The 16,849-nt window shown below is 64.3% G+C and carries 14 protein-coding genes and 1 tRNA gene; 4 read left to right on the top strand and 11 right to left on the bottom strand.

Annotation, left to right across the window (positions count from 1 at the left end):
• Window positions 1-426: 426 nt before the first annotated feature.
• Window positions 427-501: transfer RNA gene (locus WH265_RS07135), tRNA-Arg, on the bottom strand.
• Between the two features lie 231 nt (window positions 502-732).
• On the opposite strand from WH265_RS07135, the gene WH265_RS07130 reads away from it, so the two are divergent.
• Complete coding sequence (locus tag WH265_RS07130; RefSeq protein WP_339557789.1) at window positions 733-1,404, top strand: MOSC domain-containing protein; 672 nt, start codon at window positions 733-735, stop codon at window positions 1,402-1,404.
• Window positions 1,405-1,533: 129 nt separating this feature from the next.
• Here WH265_RS07130 and WH265_RS07125 read toward each other — a convergent pair whose 3' ends face one another.
• The 3 genes from WH265_RS07125 to WH265_RS07115 are packed head-to-tail and all read right to left on the bottom strand — an operon-like array spanning window position 1,534 to window position 9,011.
• Window positions 1,534-5,931, bottom strand: coding sequence for a translocation/assembly module TamB domain-containing protein (locus WH265_RS07125; protein WP_339557788.1), 4,398 nt, complete (start codon window positions 5,929-5,931; stop codon window positions 1,534-1,536).
• 3 nt (window positions 5,932-5,934) lie between these two features.
• Entirely contained in the window at window positions 5,935-7,821 is a 1,887-nt protein-coding gene (locus WH265_RS07120; RefSeq protein ID WP_339557787.1) for an autotransporter assembly complex protein TamA, read from the bottom strand.
• Window positions 7,822-7,823: 2 nt separating this feature from the next.
• Complete coding sequence (locus WH265_RS07115; RefSeq protein WP_312989036.1) at window positions 7,824-9,011, bottom strand: vWA domain-containing protein; 1,188 nt, start codon at window positions 9,009-9,011, stop codon at window positions 7,824-7,826.
• A gap of 73 nt (window positions 9,012-9,084) precedes the next feature.
• On the opposite strand from WH265_RS07115, the gene WH265_RS07110 reads away from it, so the two are divergent.
• The gene (locus WH265_RS07110; RefSeq protein ID WP_021025347.1) at window positions 9,085-9,672 is read left to right on the top strand and encodes a hypothetical protein; all 588 of its coding nucleotides are present in this window, start codon (window positions 9,085-9,087) and stop codon (window positions 9,670-9,672) included.
• 19 nt (window positions 9,673-9,691) lie between these two features.
• On the opposite strand, the gene WH265_RS07105 is transcribed toward WH265_RS07110, so the two are convergent.
• The 3 genes from WH265_RS07105 to WH265_RS07095 are packed head-to-tail and all read right to left on the bottom strand — an operon-like array spanning window position 9,692 to window position 11,384.
• Window positions 9,692-10,285, bottom strand: a complete 594-nt coding sequence (locus WH265_RS07105; RefSeq protein ID WP_339557786.1) for a GNAT family N-acetyltransferase — start codon at window positions 10,283-10,285, stop codon at window positions 9,692-9,694.
• 9 nt (window positions 10,286-10,294) lie between these two features.
• Window positions 10,295-10,522 (bottom strand): hypothetical protein, encoded by a 228-nt coding sequence (locus WH265_RS07100; RefSeq protein ID WP_312989041.1) that lies wholly within the window; start codon window positions 10,520-10,522, stop codon window positions 10,295-10,297.
• Window positions 10,523-10,529: 7 nt separating this feature from the next.
• Entirely contained in the window at window positions 10,530-11,384 is an 855-nt protein-coding gene (locus WH265_RS07095) for an AAA family ATPase (protein WP_021025344.1), read from the bottom strand.
• Between the two features lie 103 nt (window positions 11,385-11,487).
• Here WH265_RS07095 and WH265_RS07090 point away from each other — a divergent pair, with 103 nt between their 5' ends.
• Window positions 11,488-12,168, top strand: a complete 681-nt coding sequence (locus WH265_RS07090) for a c-type cytochrome (protein ID WP_182345088.1) — start codon at window positions 11,488-11,490, stop codon at window positions 12,166-12,168.
• Between the two features lie 24 nt (window positions 12,169-12,192).
• On the opposite strand, the gene WH265_RS07085 is transcribed toward WH265_RS07090, so the two are convergent.
• Window positions 12,193-12,627, bottom strand: a complete 435-nt coding sequence (locus tag WH265_RS07085) for a DUF1841 family protein (protein ID WP_021025342.1) — start codon at window positions 12,625-12,627, stop codon at window positions 12,193-12,195.
• Between the two features lie 74 nt (window positions 12,628-12,701).
• Entirely contained in the window at window positions 12,702-14,576 is a 1,875-nt protein-coding gene (gene kefC / locus WH265_RS07080) for a glutathione-regulated potassium-efflux system protein KefC (RefSeq protein ID WP_021025341.1), read from the bottom strand.
• A 246-nt stretch (window positions 14,577-14,822) separates the two neighbouring features.
• On the opposite strand from kefC, the gene WH265_RS07075 reads away from it, so the two are divergent.
• Complete coding sequence (locus tag WH265_RS07075; RefSeq protein ID WP_312989044.1) at window positions 14,823-15,461, top strand: LysE family transporter; 639 nt, start codon at window positions 14,823-14,825, stop codon at window positions 15,459-15,461.
• A 54-nt stretch (window positions 15,462-15,515) separates the two neighbouring features.
• On the opposite strand, the gene trmL is transcribed toward WH265_RS07075, so the two are convergent.
• Window positions 15,516-16,001 (bottom strand): tRNA (uridine(34)/cytosine(34)/5-carboxymethylaminomethyluridine(34)-2'-O)-methyltransferase TrmL, encoded by a 486-nt coding sequence (gene trmL / locus WH265_RS07070; RefSeq protein ID WP_339557785.1) that lies wholly within the window; start codon window positions 15,999-16,001, stop codon window positions 15,516-15,518.
• A gap of 64 nt (window positions 16,002-16,065) precedes the next feature.
• Complete coding sequence (locus WH265_RS07065; RefSeq protein ID WP_339557784.1) at window positions 16,066-16,833, bottom strand: ComF family protein; 768 nt, start codon at window positions 16,831-16,833, stop codon at window positions 16,066-16,068.
• Between the last annotated feature and the right edge of the window lie 16 nt (window positions 16,834-16,849).

The raw sequence follows: 16,849 nt of genomic DNA, 5'->3' as shown, positions 1-16,849 counted from the left end.
GCTTGGAGCTGCCGCAGGAACATGCATTTTTTCTGACGGCTTGAAAGACATGTCGGCGAAATGTACACCACCGCTTGGGGCGGGTAGCCGCTGCCCCTTGGCATCACAACCCGTGTGCTCTGACCGAGGAATGGCCCCACCAGAGGCGCGCTGCCGGCGCTATCTGCCGAGTCCCGCGCTGTTTCCCAGTGTTTAGCGAGGTATCTGTGCAAAGCGTTGGGGCGGGGGCCGGAGGAGTGCGGCAAGTACATCGCGATGGTGCCGCAGGGGCGCCTCAGGCTTGCCGAAAGGCGGGGCGGGACAAACTAAACCAATGGAAAAAAACCAGTCAACGACCTGCAAAAACAGTTTGCATGGGTCTGGTTTTGTCCCGGTGTTGTGCTGTTGGTGGTTAGCACTTCTGTGCTTGATTCCATTGCAGAATCTTGGTCCCCCCGACAGGAATCGAACCTGTATCTAGCGCTTAGGAGGCACTCGTTCTATCCATTGAACTACGGAGAGGGACAGCGGTGTATTGTAGAGGACTTGCAAAGCTCCCAAGCCAATCTGCGAAGCCACAACGATGAGACTCCCGGTTGCGGCATGGTTGGGATGTAGGTTCTCAGCGCCGCCTGCGGTCAGATCCTCTTTGCGCAGCTGGCCATTCCCGGCGTGGAGGGCGCAAAATGGCAGCGCATGCTCCCCGTTCATCCCATCCCACTTCCCTCCGATCTCCAAGACAGCTGGCAGCCCATGGGTACGCTGCAGGCGCTTTACGTCCGGGTGGGCCAGGAGCCAGAGCCCCGTTCCGTGGCCGAAGTGCAGGCGCTGGGCGGCTATGGGCTGGTGGGAGACCGGCATGCTTCCTCGTTATCCCCCCGGCAGCTGCTCGTCGCCGGCACTGATGCCTACCAGCGCTGGGGCTTGGCGGAAGGCTCGCTCCGGGAGAATATAAGGGTGGATTTCTCCACCAGCGGGTTGGCCTCCGGTGATCTGTTGCGCATGGGCAGCGAGGTTGTCATCGGGATCAGCTTTCTCTGTGAACCTTGCCGGCTGCTGGAGCGCAGGTGCCCGGGGGCCTTGGCTTCGATTGGGCGAGACAGAGGCATGCTCGCCCGCGTGTTGAGAGGCGGCACCATTCGCCGTGGTGCCGAGGTATCGCTGTGCCGTGCCAGGGGGCCTGTGTTCAGCGACCAGTGGCAGGAGAGGGTTCAACAGGTGGCCTGCGCGGTGCCGGAGGGTGCCTGGATCAGCTATCGGCAGCTCGCTGAGATGGCGGGTGTGCAAACGGCCTACTGCCGAGCTTTCCCCAAAGTACTTTCTCAGCTCCCAGAGCGCATGGCCGCCAGAGTGAGGGGCCAGCGCGATGCGCCGGGCGCTGCGCCGTGGTCGGGTGCTGGATTCTTCGGCATGGGCATGGATTGACGCCTATGCTGCCAGCGCAACGCTGAGCCCAACCTCTGCGGAGCCCCTGGCAAACAGGCCCCCGCCGTTTTGCAACTACCGGGGCCTGTCATAGGTCACATGGCGCATGGCGCGCGCTCATGGGCTCCATCAGTCGTAGCGCAAGGTATAAATCAAGTCCAGCGCGCTGGTCGTACCGGCCGAGCCGCGCAGCTGCAGGTTGCGCGTGAAGTCGTAGAAGATGTACAGCGCACCCAAGGTGCCGGCCAGGCCCGCTTCGTAGGTGACATACAGGTCTTGCGACAGGCGCTTGCCGACGGACAGGCTGGCCGAATCGCGGTCGGTGCCGCCAATGCCGATCTCGTCCAGGCCCAGGCTCTTGGCGATATTGCCGGTTACGCTCTCGCCCGATCCACCGCTGAGCAAGGCCAGCGCTGCTTGCTGCATCAGCGCGCTGCTGGCGCCGCCGCCGGCAGGGTCGCGCCCCATCACCACCCAGGAGATCTTTTCCGCATCGGGCATCTCGGGGTTGGAGTACAGGCTCACGCGTGGGGCCTGCGCCGAGCCGCTGACCTGCACGCCAGCCTTGACGGCGATATTGGGGCGCAGCGCCAGAATATCGAGCGAGGGGTTGTTGTAGGGGCCGTTGAAGCGGATCAGGCCGGTTTCTACATTCAGCACCTGGCCCCAGGCGCGGTAGCGGCCTTCTTCGGTGCTGATGACGCCGGTGATGCGCGGCATGCCAATGCCGGCGCCGCCGCTGCTTTGCACATTGAGCGTGCCTGTCAGGCGCGTGGTGATGCCATAGCCTTGCAGCGCAAAGTCACGGCCCATGTCGAGCTTGACGTTCAGGATCAGCGGCTTGGCGGGCTCGACCCGGCCAGCCGGAGCATCGAGCTTGGCCTGCGCAGCCTTGGCCGCTTCTTGCTTGGCTTTTTCGGCAGCTGCTGCGCGGCTGGCCTTGGTGCTGACCACCACATCGCTGCCCAGCGTGGGTGAGGATTCATCGGCCAGCATGATGCTGGCACGGTCCACGGTCAGGTCGCCGGTGATGCTCATCTGGCCTTGCTGCAGCTGGCTGCGCACCTGGCCGGAGATGCTGACCTGGCGGTCGGCGCGCACCAGCACCTGCAAGGCCTTGGCCTGGGTGCGGATGTCCATGCGGATATCGGGCGCGGCGCCGTTTTGCGGCATGGTCCAGCTGATGGTGCCGGTGGCATCGAGCGTGCCGCCGCTGGCGGGCGCAGCCGTCAAGTTGCCGCTGTAGCCAGCAATGCGCGCACGGCTGCCTTCGCCGCCGTCAAAGTGCAGGCTTTGCAGCTCCAGCGTATTGCCGTTGAGCTGCGCACGCAGGCTGCCGTTGCGCAGGTCCACGCCATCCAATTGCGACTGGATACGCATCTTGTCTGCGGTGATGCTGCCGCTCCAGCGCGGGTCTTGCAGGTTGCCCGCCAGCTGCACATTGGCTGCCAGGCTGCCGGCCACGCGCCAGCCCGGGGGGGCAAAGCTGGCCCAGATGCCCAGGTCGGGCATTTGGGCCTGCACGTTGCCGGACAGTGGTGCATCGGGGGCCACGGTGGCGCCCAGGTAGTTCTTGCCTTCGTACTGCAGCGCCGTTTGCACATCGGCGGTGAGCTGGCCTGCGTTGACTGAATCCCATTGCACGCGGCTGCGCAGCTGGCGGTCCTGCACGGTCAGCTCGACCTTGGCGGTGCGGATGCGCGCAATGATGGTCTGACCCTCGGCCGAGAAGGCCTTGGAGACCGCGCCTTCCTTGCCGCTCGAGTGGAAGGTGACGTTGGTAGGCGCGCTGCCCTGCGTGTGCAGCTGCAGATCGCCGCTGGCGCGCTCGATCTCGACCTTGGCGTTGAGGCCGTTTTGCGTGTTGACATCCCAGCGGCCCTGGACCACCAGGTCAGAGTCAAAAGGGCTGTGCTTTTGCGCCTGGCTGGGATCGGGCTTTTGGAAGGCACGGATCCAGCGCAGGGGCAGGCCTTGCAGGCTGCCGGTGCTTTGCAGCTGCACGGCCTGGTCGGCGCCCTGGCTGAACTGCAGGGGGTTCCATTGCAGGGTGACCGTGCCGGGCTCGGGCCCGGTCAGCTGCAACTGGCTGGCGCCGGTGCTGGCGCGCAGCGGCTGGTTGCCGGCGGGCAGCTGCAGTTTGAAGTCCAGCGGCTGCTGCAGCTGCACCTGCCAGGGCGCCTTGTTGGGCGGCAGCGTGGCGCGGGCCTGCAGCTTGCTCAAGGCGCCGCTCCACTGCTTGGCCGCCGTGCTGTTGGCGGCCAGGCTGAGCTGGGCAGCCATCTGCTGCTCGCCGTGCTGGGCTTGGGCACGCAGATCGAGCTGCACTTTTTTGAGGTTGCCAACCAGGGCCAGCTCGGTATCGCGCAGCTGCCAGAGGTCCGCGGCATCGGCGCTGGTGCGCAGGCTCAGCTGCGGGGTGCTGATATTGGCATCAAGCGCAAAAGGCTGGCCGCCTGTGGGAAGGCCCGCAGGCAGCTGGGCCAGCAGCCCCGCTTGCTGCAGCTGGCGCAGCGCATCGCCATAGCCGCCGCTAAAGCGCAGCTTGGCGTCGAGGCTGCCCTGGGCCAGCATGCCTTCGGGCAGCGCCTGGGCCATGCCCGGCAGCTTGCGCAGCCATTGCAGCAGTTGCTCGGCGCTGCTCAGGCGCACTGCGATGATGCCCTGGCCTTGCTGGGGCGCGGCCTGGGCCTTGGCATCCAGGTTGGCACCGGGCGCCTGCACCGACAGCTCGCCCGCGCCACTGCGCTGGTCGATGTTGGCGGTCAGCTGTTTGGCGCTGATATGCGCGCCCAGCGCATCGATCTGCGCGCTTTGCAGCTGCAGCTCAGGCGCTTTCCACTGGCCCTTGGCGATCACGCGGTCGATCGGCAAGCTGGTGCTCGCTGCGGTGGCCTTGGCCGGTGTGCGGCGCTCGGACGTGATGTTGGCGTCAAACACAATGGCGTCGTTTTGCGACTGGGCCGACATGCTGCCAGACAGCGGTGCACTGTCGATGCGGGTGTCGACCAGCGCCGGGTTGATCGCGCGCAGCGCCGCCTGGATACCGGCATGGTGGTCTGCCAGGCGGTAGTGGCCTTGGGCGCTCAGGCTGCCGCTGCCCAGCTGGACTTCGCTGCCTTCGAGCACGTCCACCCGCTGGCCATCAAACAGCGCATGGGTCTGCACGGCGCTCACCGGCAGAAGCTGGTGGTTGATGGGGCCGGGCAGGGCGTTGCTGATATCGATCTGGATATCGAGTGGCACCGGCAGCAGCGCAGGGGGTGCTGCGGGTTTGGTCGTCGAGGTGTCGGAATCTGCTGGTGCTGCGCTGCTGGTGGCCATGGGGTCCACCGGCGCATCCACCAGCGCCGGCGCTGCATGGGCGGCATGGGTGCTGCTGAGCAGATCAGCGGCCGCCTCCGTCACTGCCAACTGGCCATTGAGCAAGGTGGTGGGCAGGCTGGGCAAAAAGGCAGCCAAGTTGACGCTTTGCAGCTGGGCCTGCGCGGGGCCCAGCGGCCAGGGGCGCCAAGGGTAGACGGTGGCATCGACATTGGCCTGCATCGGCGCGGCGCCCGCCAGCGCCTGGGCGGAACGGGCGGCCTGGGCCTTGGCGGCTTTCTCTTGCGCCGATGGCGCCTTGGCGGCCGTCTTTTTGCGGGCGGCGGTGGACGCTGGTGCATCGGCAGCGGCGGGCTTGGCGGCCACTGCTTCAAACTGCGGCTTGACCTGGGCCTGCACGCGCAGGGCGGCATCCAGGCCGGACAAGGTGCCGGTCACCTGCACACCGGCATCGGCCAGGATGGCGGGCAGGGAGTCGGTGGCGGGCTGGTCCAGCTGGGCTTTCAGATCGGCAGCGATCTGCATGGGCGCGAGCGCATCCACATCGGCTTTGAGCTGTAGGCGGCTGTTGAAGGCCTCGACCTTGTCGATCTGCAGCTGGTGCTTGTCCGCCGCATAAAGGTAGTGGCCCTGCAGTTGCGTGACGGTGATGGGCTGCGGCGCGGCCCAGACGATTTCGTCCACCGCGAAGGGCACCTCCAGCACGCGCAGCGGAAGGGGCAACTGCTCCAGAGGCTGGCTGGGTTCCTTGGGTTGGTCGATGCCCGACGGCGTGATGCTGACCTTGGCGATATGGATGGGCGCCAGGCGCAGCTCGCGGTCCCAAATCTTGTCCAGGCTCCAGCCAATGGTGGCCTGGTCCACCTGTACGCTGATCGACGGATTGCTCCACTGCAGCTGGCCAATGCTGCCGCCGCCGCGCAGGCTGCCTTGCACGTCCTGCGCTTGCAGCTGCATGTCGGCCGGCAAAAAGCGCTGGGCCAGGGCGATGCTGCGGGCGAGCGAATCGTTCTGCCCGGTCCACCACCAGGCGCCGCCCAGCAGTGCGGCCAGCAGCAGGATGAGGGCGACGAACAGCCACAGCAGCACGCGCACGACGCGCCGCAGGCCGCTGCGCTTTTTGGGGGAAGAAGGGCCGCTGGGCGGCGACGCCGCTGGTTGCGCTGCGCTGGCGGTGGGTGCGGTTGCGTGTGTATCTGCCATGTTTTAGAAGCTGTATCCCAGACGCAGGTGCAAGCGGAAGCGTTCGTCTTTCAAGCCATAGGCCACATCGGCCTGCAGCGCGCCCACGGGGCTGCGCCAGCGCAGGCCCGTGCCAATGCCCCAGTAGGGTGACAGATCACCGGCCTTGTCGGCGACCGAGCCCACATCGGCAAACACGGCCGATTCCCAGGCGCTGATCTCGCCATTGCGCACCAGGGGACGCTGGTACTCGACACTGCCCACGTACATGTAGCGGCCGCCATAGACCTGGTCATCGGCCACGCGGGTGCCGATCTTTTTGTAGCCGTAGCCGCGCACGGTGGTGTCACCACCGGTGATGAACAGCTGGGTAGCGGGGATCACGGCCGAGTCCTTGGCGAGGATGGCGCCGCCCTCGGCCCGCAGCGCAATGCGGGCGCTGCGCGAGCTGCCGTTGGGCGCGGTGACCTTGCCTGCCGGCACAAAGCCTTGCCAGCGCAGCAGGCTGCGCACAAAGGGGTCGCGGTCCGGCGTGATGGTGTAGCCCGCGCCCAGCTCGGCGGCAATGCCGTAGCCGCGCGTGGGGTCGGTGTTGTTGTTGAAATAGCGGCCCGTCCAGCCGTAGTTCACGCTCAGTGCGCTGCTCGATGGGATCTTCTCCTGGCCCTGCACCGACGAAAAGTCGTACTGCAGAAAGGCGCTGCGGTCGATATGGTCGCTGCTCTTTTTGTGGCCGCCGCGCAGCTGCATGGAGTTGACGGTGAAGTCGCCGTTGAGCTCGCGCTTGACCTCGCCCGCACCAAAGTAGGCCCAGCCGCTCTCCTTGGGCAGGTCGGTCCATTCGGTGGACAGCAGCTTTTTGTCGCGCTCGAACGAGAACTTGCTCACCGCGCGCCAGCCCAGCCAGGGCATCTTGTTGTGCGTGTGGTCCAGGCTCAGGCGCGGCCCGGTGTCGGTGGACATACCGATACCGAACACCACCTTTTGCATCTTGGCCTCGCGCACCTGGGCGATCACTGGTGCTTCCTTGGGGTTGGCGGTGTCGGTGTCCAGCGTGAGGAACACCGAGTCGTAGTAGCCGCTGCCTGCCAGCCGGGTCTGGGCATCGAGCATGTCGGCCTCGCTGTAGTTCTGGCCGCTGGGCAGGCGTGCAATGCGGGCAATGCCTTGGGCGTCATAGCGCTCGGCGCCTTCGATGCGCAGCGGGCCAAACTTGTAGAGCGGGCCGCTGTCATAGCCCACCGAGAGCTTGGCTTCGTTGCTATCGCCATCGATATTGGCCTGGCTGTTGCTGATCTTGGCGGTGGGGTAGCGGTTGCGCTGCAGGCTGCGCAGGCCCTCGGACTTGGCGCTGCTCCATTCCTTTTGGGTAAAGCCCTCGCCGGGCTGCAGATCCCAGTTGCGCTCAAAGCGCGCGCGGCGCGCGGCAAAGTTCTTCTCCTCGGTGACCTCGCCGCTGTAGTCCAGCGCCACCTCGGTCACCTTGGTCTGCGGGCCGGGCTCGACCTCGATGACCAGCTGCGGCCTTGCCTGGCTGTTCTCTGCCGATATGCCACTGCCGGCAGGAGCAGCGCCGGTGTCGTAGGCGTCGATCTTGATCTCGGGGCTGAAGTAGCCCAGGGTGCCCATCAGCTCGCGCACATTCTCATCGGCGCCGCCCAGCAGGCGCGTCATCTCGCTCATCTGCAGGCCGGGAAAGTTGCGGTAGCGCTTGAGCTCGACATACTGCTCCAGGTACTCGCGCACTTTCTTGGGTGCCTTGACAGTGATATCAAACGCGGGCTCGCTGCTGGCATGCGTCGCGGTGTCGTCCGCGTCGTCGGCCTTGGGGGTGCTGCTGCAGCCTGCCAGCAGGGCAGCAGTAAGAATAAAAAACGCCGGCAGAACCGGCGTTGTCAGACGGTGTCGCATGGTCACTTTGACAGCAAGCGCATGGTGTCCTCCAGCCCTTTGAGTGACAGGGGAAACATACGGTCGCCTACGAGTTGTTGTATCAGGCTGATGCTTTGGCGGTATTGCCACACGCCTTGGGGCTCCGGATTGATCCAGGCGTGTTTGGGAAAGGCGTGGGTCAATCGCTTAAGCCACTCGGCCCCAGGTTCCTCATTGTTGTACTCAACAGAGCCTCCTGCTTGTAGGACTTCGTATGGACTCATTGTGGCATCGCCCACAAAGATGAGTTTGTAATCTTTGTTATATTTTCTGATGATGTCCCAGGTGGGGAATTTCTCAGCGTAGCGGCGTTTATTGTTCTTCCACATATAGTCGTAGACGCAATTGTGGAAATAATAAAACTCGAGGTGCTTGAACTCGCTTTTGACGGCGCTGAATAATTCCTCGACGCGTTGAATATGGTCGTCCATGGTGCCGCCCACATCCATCAGCAGCAGTACCTTCACATGGTTATGGCGCTCGGGCACCATCTTGATATCAAGGTAGCCGGCATTGGCCGCAGTCGCGCGGATGGTGTCTGGCAGGTCCAGCTCCAGCTCATTGCCTTCCCGGGCAAAGCGGCGCAGGCGGCGCAGCGCCACCTTGATATTGCGGGTGCCCAGCTCCTGGGTGTCGTCGTAGTCGCGGTAGGCGCGCTGCTCCCAGACCTTGACGGCGCTGCGGCTCTTGCCCGGGCCGCCAATGCGCACACCTGCCGGGTTGTAGCCGCCATGGCCAAAGGGGCTGGTGCCGTTGGTGCCAATCCATTTGTTGCCGCCTTCGTGCCGGCCTTTTTGCTCTTCCAGGCGTTTTTTGAGCGTCTCCATCAGCTCGTCCCAGCCCATCGCCTCGATGGCAGCCTTTTGCTCGGCGCTCAGCTCTTTTTGTAGCACCTGCTTGAGCCAGTCCTCGGGCAGCTCCTTCTTCCAGTCGGTGAGCATTTCCATGCCCTTGAAGTAGGCGCCAAAGGCCTGGTCGAACTTGTCGAACAGCTTTTCATCCTTGACGAGGCAGAGCCTGGCCAGAAAATAGAAATCGTCCAGGCTCCAGGCGTCTTCGGAGCGGGGCCCGGCCAGGCCCTTGTCCAATGCTTCGAGCAGGGTGAGCAGCTCCTTGACCGACACTGGCAACTTGGCCGCGCGCAAGGTGTAGAAAAAGTCTATCAACATGGTCTTGTAAACAATCCGTAACAGTTTGGCGCTAGCCTCTCCAGTCTAACGGGTACTCAAAAGGCAAGCTGTCATGGTGATGATCAAAACGGACAAGGCACGCCAGGCGTTGCGTGACCGCGGCAGCCTGTCCGTGCAGGAGCGCCAGATTCTGATCTTGTGCGATGGCAACCGCTCGCGTCAAGAGATCGCGCGTTGGGTCGGGGACAGCGCTGGCAGCGTGCTCGATGCCTTGGTCACGGCCGGTTATCTGGCGATGCAACAGCCGCCTGCTCCTCCGCCACCACCACCGCCTCCTCCGGCCCCACCGCCACCCCCACCGGTGGCAGCGCCTGCGCCGGTGCAGGCCGCTCCCAGACCGCCTGCGGCCCCCGTCTATGTCGAGCAAACGCGTGCCAGCCAGGGCAGCAAACGTTCGCTGGCGGGCTGCAAGATGTATGCGGTGGGGATTTTGCAGATGCAGCGCAGTGCCGATGCGATGGCGCTGGCCGTGCGGGTGCAGCAGGCCAGTGACGAGACCGAGCTGCTCCTGGGTCTGGTGGACATGGTCACCTTCCTCGAGCAGATGACCAACACCGGCTATGCCGACAATGTCAAAACCCATCTGCGCCAGATTCTGCCCGAGCAGTACCTGGGCGTGCTGAACCTGCAGACGGCTTAAATCAGCCGTCTCTTTAATGTCAGCGCGGCTGGTTCAGCAGGTACAGCAGCTGCGCCTTGGCCTCGGGCCATTCACCGGCGAGCATGCTGTAGAGCACGGTGTCGCGCACGGTGCCATCGCGGCGCGGTGCATGGTGGCGGATGACGCCGTCCTTCTTGGCGCCCAAGCGCTCAATGGCGCGCTGGCTGGCAAAGTTGTAGTTGTCGGTGCGCCAGCCCACGACGGCCGCGCCCAGCGTCTCAAAGGCATGGGTCAGCAGCAGCAGCTTGCAGGTGGTGTTGACATGGCTGCGCTGCACGCTGCGGGCGTACCAGGTATAGCCAATCTCCACGCGTTTGAGCGCTGGCACGATGTCGTGGTAGCTGCTGGTACCCAGCAGCTGGCCGCTGGCCTCGTCTACGACCGCAAAGGGCATGCGGCTGCCGGCATCGCGCATCGCCAGGGCCTGCTCGATGTAGGCGCGGGTGTTCTCGGGCTCGGGCACCGAGGTGACGCGGATGTTCCACAGCTCACCGTCTTGCGCGGCGGCGCGCAGGCCTGCCTCATGCGCCAAGGTCAGCGGGGCCAGCAGCACGCCACGGGCGCGCAGTTCGGTGGGTTCTACAAAGGCCATTGCCTCGTCCTATTCAGTGTGGTTGTTGCGGCGGATGCGCCAGCGCCGGGCCAGTTGCAAGCCGGCGCCGCCGCCCAGGCCCACCAGCGCAATGGCGGCGATGCTGCTGGCGCCATAGCCTTCGGAAAACAGCTGCCAGCCCAGCAGCGTGCCAAGGCCCCAGCCCAGCAGCGCGCCGGCGAGAAAACCGGCCGCGTCGCTCAGCCCTTCGATCAGCAGTTGCTGTGGGGTGGCCATGGCGGTTTTAGCGGTTGCGCTGGTTCATGAACACCAGCTTTTCAAACAGGCTCACATCCTGCTCGTTTTTCAGCAACGCGCCCACCAGCGGCGGGATGGCGATTTTCTGGTCGGCTGTCTGCAGCACTTCGGGCGGAATGTCTTCGGCCACCAGCAGTTTGAGCCAGTCGATCAGCTCGCTGGTGGAGGGCTTTTTCTTCAGGCCCGGCAGGTTGCGGATGTCGAAGAACACCTTCATCGCCGCCGACAGCAGCTCCTGCTTGAGTGCAGGAAAGTGCACAGCCACGATCTGCTGCATGGTCTCGGCATCAGGGAACTTGATGTAGTGGAAAAAGCAGCGGCGCAGGAAAGCATCGGGCAGCTCCTTTTCGTTGTTCGACGTGATGACCACCAGCGGGCGGTGCTTGGCGCGGATCATCTGGCGCGTCTCGTAGCAGTAGAACTCCATGCGATCGATTTCGCGCAAGAGGTCATTGGGGAATTCGATATCCGCCTTGTCGATCTCGTCGATCAGCAGCGCAACTGGCGCGTCGGCCGTGAAGGCCTGCCAGAGCACGCCCTTGAGGATGTAGTTGTTGATGTCCTTGACGCGGGCTGCGCTCTCGGGGTCGGCGAGCTGGCTGTCACGCAGACGACTGACCGCATCGTACTCATACAAACCCTGCTGGGCCTTGGTGGTGGACTTGATATGCCACTGCAGCAGCGGCATGCCTAGCGCCTGTGCAACCTCCTCCGCCAGCATGGTTTTCCCTGTCCCTGGTTCCCCCTTGACGAGAAGCGGTCTTTGAAGGGTAATTGCCGCATTGACCGCCAGCATGAGGTCATTGGTCGCGACGTAGTTCTGTGTGCCTTGGAATTTCATGGAAGTGGATGCAGAATCGTGATGACGGGGCCAGTACAGCGTTGACTATAAACCCAGATCTCCGCATCACTGCGGCGGCCTGAACCACACGATTGTGCGCACAATGAATAAAAGATGGACCACGATATTTGCCTTGCTTGTCGCGTCAGCGACCGGCGCAGTCTGCGCGCAGGAGATCAAGGGCAATGCCAAGGCGGCTGAGGGCAAGGTGGCGATGTGCATCGGTTGCCACGGCATTGTGGGCTACAAGGCCAGCTTCCCCGAGGTCTACCAGGTGCCTAAGATTTCGGGCCAGAGCGAAAAATACATCGACGCGGCCCTGCATGCCTACAAGAAGGGCGACCGCAAACACCCGACGATGCGCGCCATTGCCGATTCGCTGAGTGAGCAAGATATTGCCGATCTGGCCGCCTACTACGCGCAGCACACGGTGGGCGAGACCCAGCTGGCAGACAAACCGTCCAAGGTGCCCAGCGCCGAAGTGGCCGAACTGCTGAAAAAAGGCACCTGCGTCAGCTGCCATGGCGACAACTTCTCCAAGCCGCTCGATCCCTCGTACGCCAAGCTCGGCGGCCAGCATCCCGACTACCTCTACGCGGCGCTCAAGTCCTACACCATCGAGAAAAACGCCCGCATCGGCCGCAACCACCCGATCATGGTGGGCATGGCCAAGCAGCTGACCCATGCCGAGATGAAGGCGCTGGCCAACTACATTGGCAGCCTGGATGGCCCGCTGCAGATCGTGCCCGAGTCGCGCTTTCGCAGCAAGCAGGCGTCCAATTGAGGCTGCTGGCCGGTCTCTGACGGATCAGTCCTTGGTGGCCTGGCGCTGCACGGCGGCCACATAGGCATTGCCGTCCGGCGGGCGGCCCGAGCGCTGGCTCTCCCACAGCATCGTGCCCAGGCATTCCATCGCCACATGGTGGGCGTCGTGCAAGGAGCCCAGGCGCTTGGCCAGCAGCTCCACCGCCTGGCGAATGCCGCGTGGCTGGTCAATGCTGCATTGCTCGCTGATCGACAGGTGCATCGACAGGTGCAGGAAGGGGTTGGTCTTTTCCGGCGTCAGGTCGTAGTTGCGGGCAATGGCCGCATCCACATCGCTCAGGTCTTCACGGTATTCCGGGTGCTCATCGATCCACAGGCTGGCCAGGGTCTCGATGGCTTCCATGGGCTGGCCCGCTTGGTGCTTGGCATAGGCGGCGCAGAAAAATCGCCGGACATCGGCTTGGGAGGGGTTGAACATAGGGCGCACAGCGTAGCATGCACCTGGCAGCTGCGCTGGGTTGTGGTTAAGCCGGTTTTGTGCGGCGCGAGGGCTCAGATCTGGCTGTGCGGGTCTTCGGGCGGCGGTGGGTAGGGGCTGCTTGGCGCGTCCTTAGCTTCCTGCACCTGCTCTTGGCGCTCCTGGCGCTCGCGCGCCATTTGCTCGACCAGCTGCTCGCGGCCCTGCTTGGCAACGGCGAGCATGGTTTCGCGGTCATGGTGGTGTTCGTACATCTTGTCCGACAGCTCAATGTTGTGCGCGCGGAACACGGTTACCACATACTGGGCGTCTTCGGCGCTGTAGCCCATCAGCTCCAGCGCTTTCTCGGCCGTCTGCAGGCTGGAGTCAAACACCTCGCGGTCGACATGGTGCACGCCCATGTCACGCAGCGCATACCAGTGCGCCACATCCTTGGCCCGGGCGACGATCTTGAGGTGCGGAAAATGCTGCTGCACCAGGCGCACGATCTGGTTGGTCTGCAGCTCGTCATCCACCGCAATCACCATGACCTCGGCCTTCTCGGCGCCGGCAATGCGCAGCAGGTCCTGGCGCGTGGCATCGCCATAGAACACCCGGTAGCCAAAGTTCTGCGCCACTTCCAGCATCTCCACGCTGTGGTCCAGGATGACGGCCTTGATGCCCTGGCTCAGCAGCACGCGGGTGACGATCTGGCCGTAGCGGCCAAAACCGGCGATCAGCACGGTGGCCTCCTGCTGCTCGCTCAGCTCGGGTGGTGTATCGCCCCCCTTGGCAAGGTTGGCAAAGCGCGGCATCAGCCAGCGGTCCATCGCCGCCACGATCAGCGGCGTGGCCACCATCGAGATGGCGACCGAACCGATCAGCAGGGACGACTGCTGGGGCGTCAAGATGCGCTGCGCCTGGGCGGCGCTGAACACCACAAAGGCGAACTCGCCGCCCTGGGCCAGCAGCAGGGTGAACAGCGGGCGCTCTTGCACCGGCATGCGCAGCAGCTGGGCCAGGCCATAGATGACCACGCACTTGATCAGCAGGAACAGCAGCACCAGCACCAGCATGGCCAGCGGCGCCTGCACGATGACCGCGAAATCGATGCTCATGCCCACCGCGATGAAGAACAGGCCCAGCAGCAGTCCCTTGAAGGGTTCGATATCGGTCTCGAGCTCGGCGCGGAACTCGCTGTCGGCCAGCAGCACGCCGGCGAGAAAGGCGCCCAGCGCCATCGACAGGCCAATCTGCAGCATCAGGAACGCAATGCCCACGACCAGCAGCAAGGCGGTGGCGGTCGATATCTCGCGCGATTCACTCTGCGCAATCCAGCGCAGCACTGGGCGCAGCAGGTAGCGGCCCACCAGAATGACGGCCACGATGATGGCCAGCGTCTTGCCGATTTCCATCAGCACATTGCCATCGTTCTGCGCGGCCTGGTGGCCCACGGCCAGCAGCGGGATCAGCGCCAGGATCGGGATGGCGGCGACGTCCTGGAACAGCAATATCGCAAAGCTGGTCTTGCCGCTGGTGGTGGACATCAGGTTGCGCTCGGCAATGCTTTGCAGCGCGATCGCGGTCGATGACAGCGCCAGGCCCAGCGCGGCAATCAGCGCCAGATGCCAGTCATAGCCAAAAGCCAGGCCGGCGGCAAACAGCCCGGCTGTGCACAGCAGCACCTGGGCGGTGCCCACGCCAAAAATGGGCCGGCGCATGCTCCACAAGCGGCTGGGCTGCAGCTCCAGTCCGATCAGGAACAGCATCAGCACGACGCCGAATTCGGAGAAATGCAGGATGTCCTGCACATTGCTGACCAGCTGCAGGCCGCTGGGGCCGATGATGATGCCCGCGACCAGGTAGCCGATGATGGTGCCCAGGCCCAGCGCGCGCGAGATCGGCACCGCGATGACGGCCGCGGCCAGGTAGAGAAAGGTATAGGTAAGCCAGGCGGGAGCGTGTTCCATGCTTGCGTTTTGTTATCGGTGTTTTGTCGTTGCGCTGCACAGATTACTTTTATTTGCCGGGTCACGGTAATTTATTGCAATGTTTTGCGGTTGGCGCTTGTGGGTATTGCCGCCTTAGCTATCAAAAAAATAAATTTACAACAATGGCCGAGCGCCTACGTGCCTGGCCGGGCCGCGCGATAATCGCCGCTTTGCCCCACAGGGGCTGCGTTGGTGGCGGACGGCTCCGCTGCCCCAGGATGAACCATGGATTTGCATACTTGGATGGCGTATCTCGTTGCGGCTTGCATCATTGCCGTATCTCCCGGATCGGGCGCCGTGTTGTCAATGAGCCACGGGCTCTCCTACGGGGTGCGCAAGACCAGCGCCACCATCCTGGGCCTGCAATTGGGCCTGCTGCTAATCCTGCTGATTGCCGGCGCCGGCGTTGGCTCGCTGCTGATCGCCTCGGAGACCGCCTTTAATGTCGTCAAGATCGTCGGGGCCTGCTACCTGATCTATATCGGCTTTGCGCAGTGGCGCGCCAAGGGCGGCATCATGGACACCCAGGCCGAGCAGCCCGCCAGCGGCAGCTGGCAAAAGCGGGCGCTGAGCGGCTTTCTGACCAATGCCACCAACCCCAAGGGCATCATCTTCATGGTGGCGGTGCTGCCCCAGTTCATGACCTCCGAGCGCCCGCTGTGGCTGCAGCTGCTGATTCTGGCTGCCACGACCTTAGCCGTCGACACCGTGGTGATGCATGGCTATGCCGGCAGCGCCAGCGTGCTGCGCCGCCTGCTGCGCGACAGCCGCGCCATGCGCATCCAGAACAAGGTGTTTGGCGGCCTGCTGATGCTGGTGGGCATGGGCCTGTTTTTCGTCAAGCGCTCGCAAAGCGCGGCTTGAAACTGAGAGAACCCCCGCTGGGATAGCGGGGCTGGTCGGTACTTACTTGCTTGCTTACTGAGCCGGCGTGCCGTCCGGCATCGCAAAGCCATTCTGGCGCCAGGCCTCGAACACCGTCACCGCCACTGCATTGGACAGGTTCAGGCTGCGCTGGCCCGCCACCATCGGCAGGCGCACGCGCTGGCTCGTGGGAAAGCTCTCGCGTACGGCGATCGGTAAACCTCGGGTCTCACAGCCAAAAACCAGCCAGTCGCCGGGCTGAAAGCGCACATCAAACGCCGGGCTGCTGCCATGGGTGGTCATTGCAAACATGCGGTCGGCGGCAGGCTGCATGCGCTCGATAAAGGCGTCCCAATGGGCATGGCGCTGGGCGGCGGCGTACTCGTGGTAGTCCAGGCCGGCGCGGCGCATCAAGCGGTCTTCCATCGAAAAGCCCAGCGGCTCGATCAGGTGCAAGCGGCTGCCGGTGTTGGCACACAGGCGGATCACATTACCGGTGTTGGGAGGGATTTCGGGTTCGACCAGGACGACGTTGAACATGGCAAATGCGCAAAAACAAGGGCGCCAGTGTAGCGGCCCCGCCAAACAAGGGTGGACCGCTGCGCTATTGGCCGGGCGCCGGCGTTCTGGCAAACACCAGTGCCTGCACCGCTGGCGTGCCTTGCGCCTGCAGCAGCTGCGCCACCGCGCCCAAGGTGGCGCCGGTGGTCATCACATCATCGATCAGCAGTGGGTACTCACCCAGATCCTGCGCCTGCAGGCCCGGGCGCAGCGCAAAGGCATGGCGCAGGTTGCGCAGCCGGGCAGCGCGCCCCAGGCCGGCCTGGGCGGGCGTGTCCACCAGCCGCTGCAGGTAGCGCGGCTGCACCGTGGCCAGCGCCAGACCGCTGGGCGCCTGGCGGCGCAACGCCTTGGCCAGCAGCAGTGCCTGGTTGTAGCCGCGCTCGCGCATGCGGGCGGCAGACAGTGGCACCGGCAGGATGACGCTGGCTTGCTGCAGGCTGGCCAGCACCCCTGGCGTGTGCAGCAGCAGCTGGGCCATGCGGTTTGCCCATGCCAGCTGCTGGTGAAATTTGAGCCGCAGCACCATGCCATCCCAAGGCGGGCTATAGTCCACGGCGGCATGGCAGCGCTGCAACAGCGGCGCTTCGCGCAGGCAGCCGGCGCAGACCTCGGTGCTGGCCGGCAAGGGCAGCGCGCAGCGGCTGCAGCGGCGCAGGCCCGGCTGCCAGCAGACGCTGGCGCAGGCCGTGCAGATCCAGTCACTGGGCCAGCTGCGGCAGACCAGGCACTGGCTGGGCCAGTGGCCCAGCACCTGGGCCGCACGCTGCCACAGGCTGGGCCGGTGTTTCTCGGGTGTGGCTGCTGTCATCGCTTTAATACCAATC

The sequence above is a fragment of the Comamonas sp. MYb396 genome (assembly GCF_037479555.1).
In the GTDB taxonomy this organism is placed as follows: Bacteria; Pseudomonadota; Gammaproteobacteria; order Burkholderiales; family Burkholderiaceae_C; genus Comamonas.
The sequence above is the reverse complement of the archived record's forward strand: the minus strand, read 5'-3'. Positions and strand labels throughout refer to the sequence as shown.

Bases quoted from the DNA above. Each gene is read 5' to 3' on its own strand.
- WH265_RS07130 (WP_339557789.1), top strand. From the start codon at position 733: ATGGGTACGCTGCAGGCGCTTTACGTCCGGGTGGGCCAGGAGCCAGAG.
- WH265_RS07065 (WP_339557784.1), bottom strand. From the start codon at position 16,833: ATGACAGCAGCCACACCCGAGAAACACCGGCCCAGCCTGTGGCAGCGT.
- WH265_RS07100 (WP_312989041.1), bottom strand. From the start codon at position 10,522: ATGGCCACCCCACAGCAACTGCTGATCGAAGGGCTGAGCGACGCGGCC.
- WH265_RS07105 (WP_339557786.1), bottom strand. From the start codon at position 10,285: ATGGCCTTTGTAGAACCCACCGAACTGCGCGCCCGTGGCGTGCTGCTG.
- WH265_RS07085 (WP_021025342.1), bottom strand. From the start codon at position 12,627: ATGTTCAACCCCTCCCAAGCCGATGTCCGGCGATTTTTCTGCGCCGCC.
- WH265_RS07095 (WP_021025344.1), bottom strand. From the start codon at position 11,384: ATGAAATTCCAAGGCACACAGAACTACGTCGCGACCAATGACCTCATG.
- WH265_RS07075 (WP_312989044.1), top strand. From the start codon at position 14,823: ATGGATTTGCATACTTGGATGGCGTATCTCGTTGCGGCTTGCATCATT.
- kefC (WP_021025341.1), bottom strand. From the start codon at position 14,576: ATGGAACACGCTCCCGCCTGGCTTACCTATACCTTTCTCTACCTGGCC.
- WH265_RS07125 (WP_339557788.1), bottom strand. From the start codon at position 5,931: ATGGCAGATACACACGCAACCGCACCCACCGCCAGCGCAGCGCAACCA.
- WH265_RS07110 (WP_021025347.1), top strand. From the start codon at position 9,085: ATGGTGATGATCAAAACGGACAAGGCACGCCAGGCGTTGCGTGACCGC.
- WH265_RS07120 (WP_339557787.1), bottom strand. From the start codon at position 7,821: ATGCGACACCGTCTGACAACGCCGGTTCTGCCGGCGTTTTTTATTCTT.
- trmL (WP_339557785.1), bottom strand. From the start codon at position 16,001: ATGTTCAACGTCGTCCTGGTCGAACCCGAAATCCCTCCCAACACCGGT.
- WH265_RS07090 (WP_182345088.1), top strand. From the start codon at position 11,488: ATGAATAAAAGATGGACCACGATATTTGCCTTGCTTGTCGCGTCAGCG.
- WH265_RS07115 (WP_312989036.1), bottom strand. From the start codon at position 9,011: ATGTTGATAGACTTTTTCTACACCTTGCGCGCGGCCAAGTTGCCAGTG.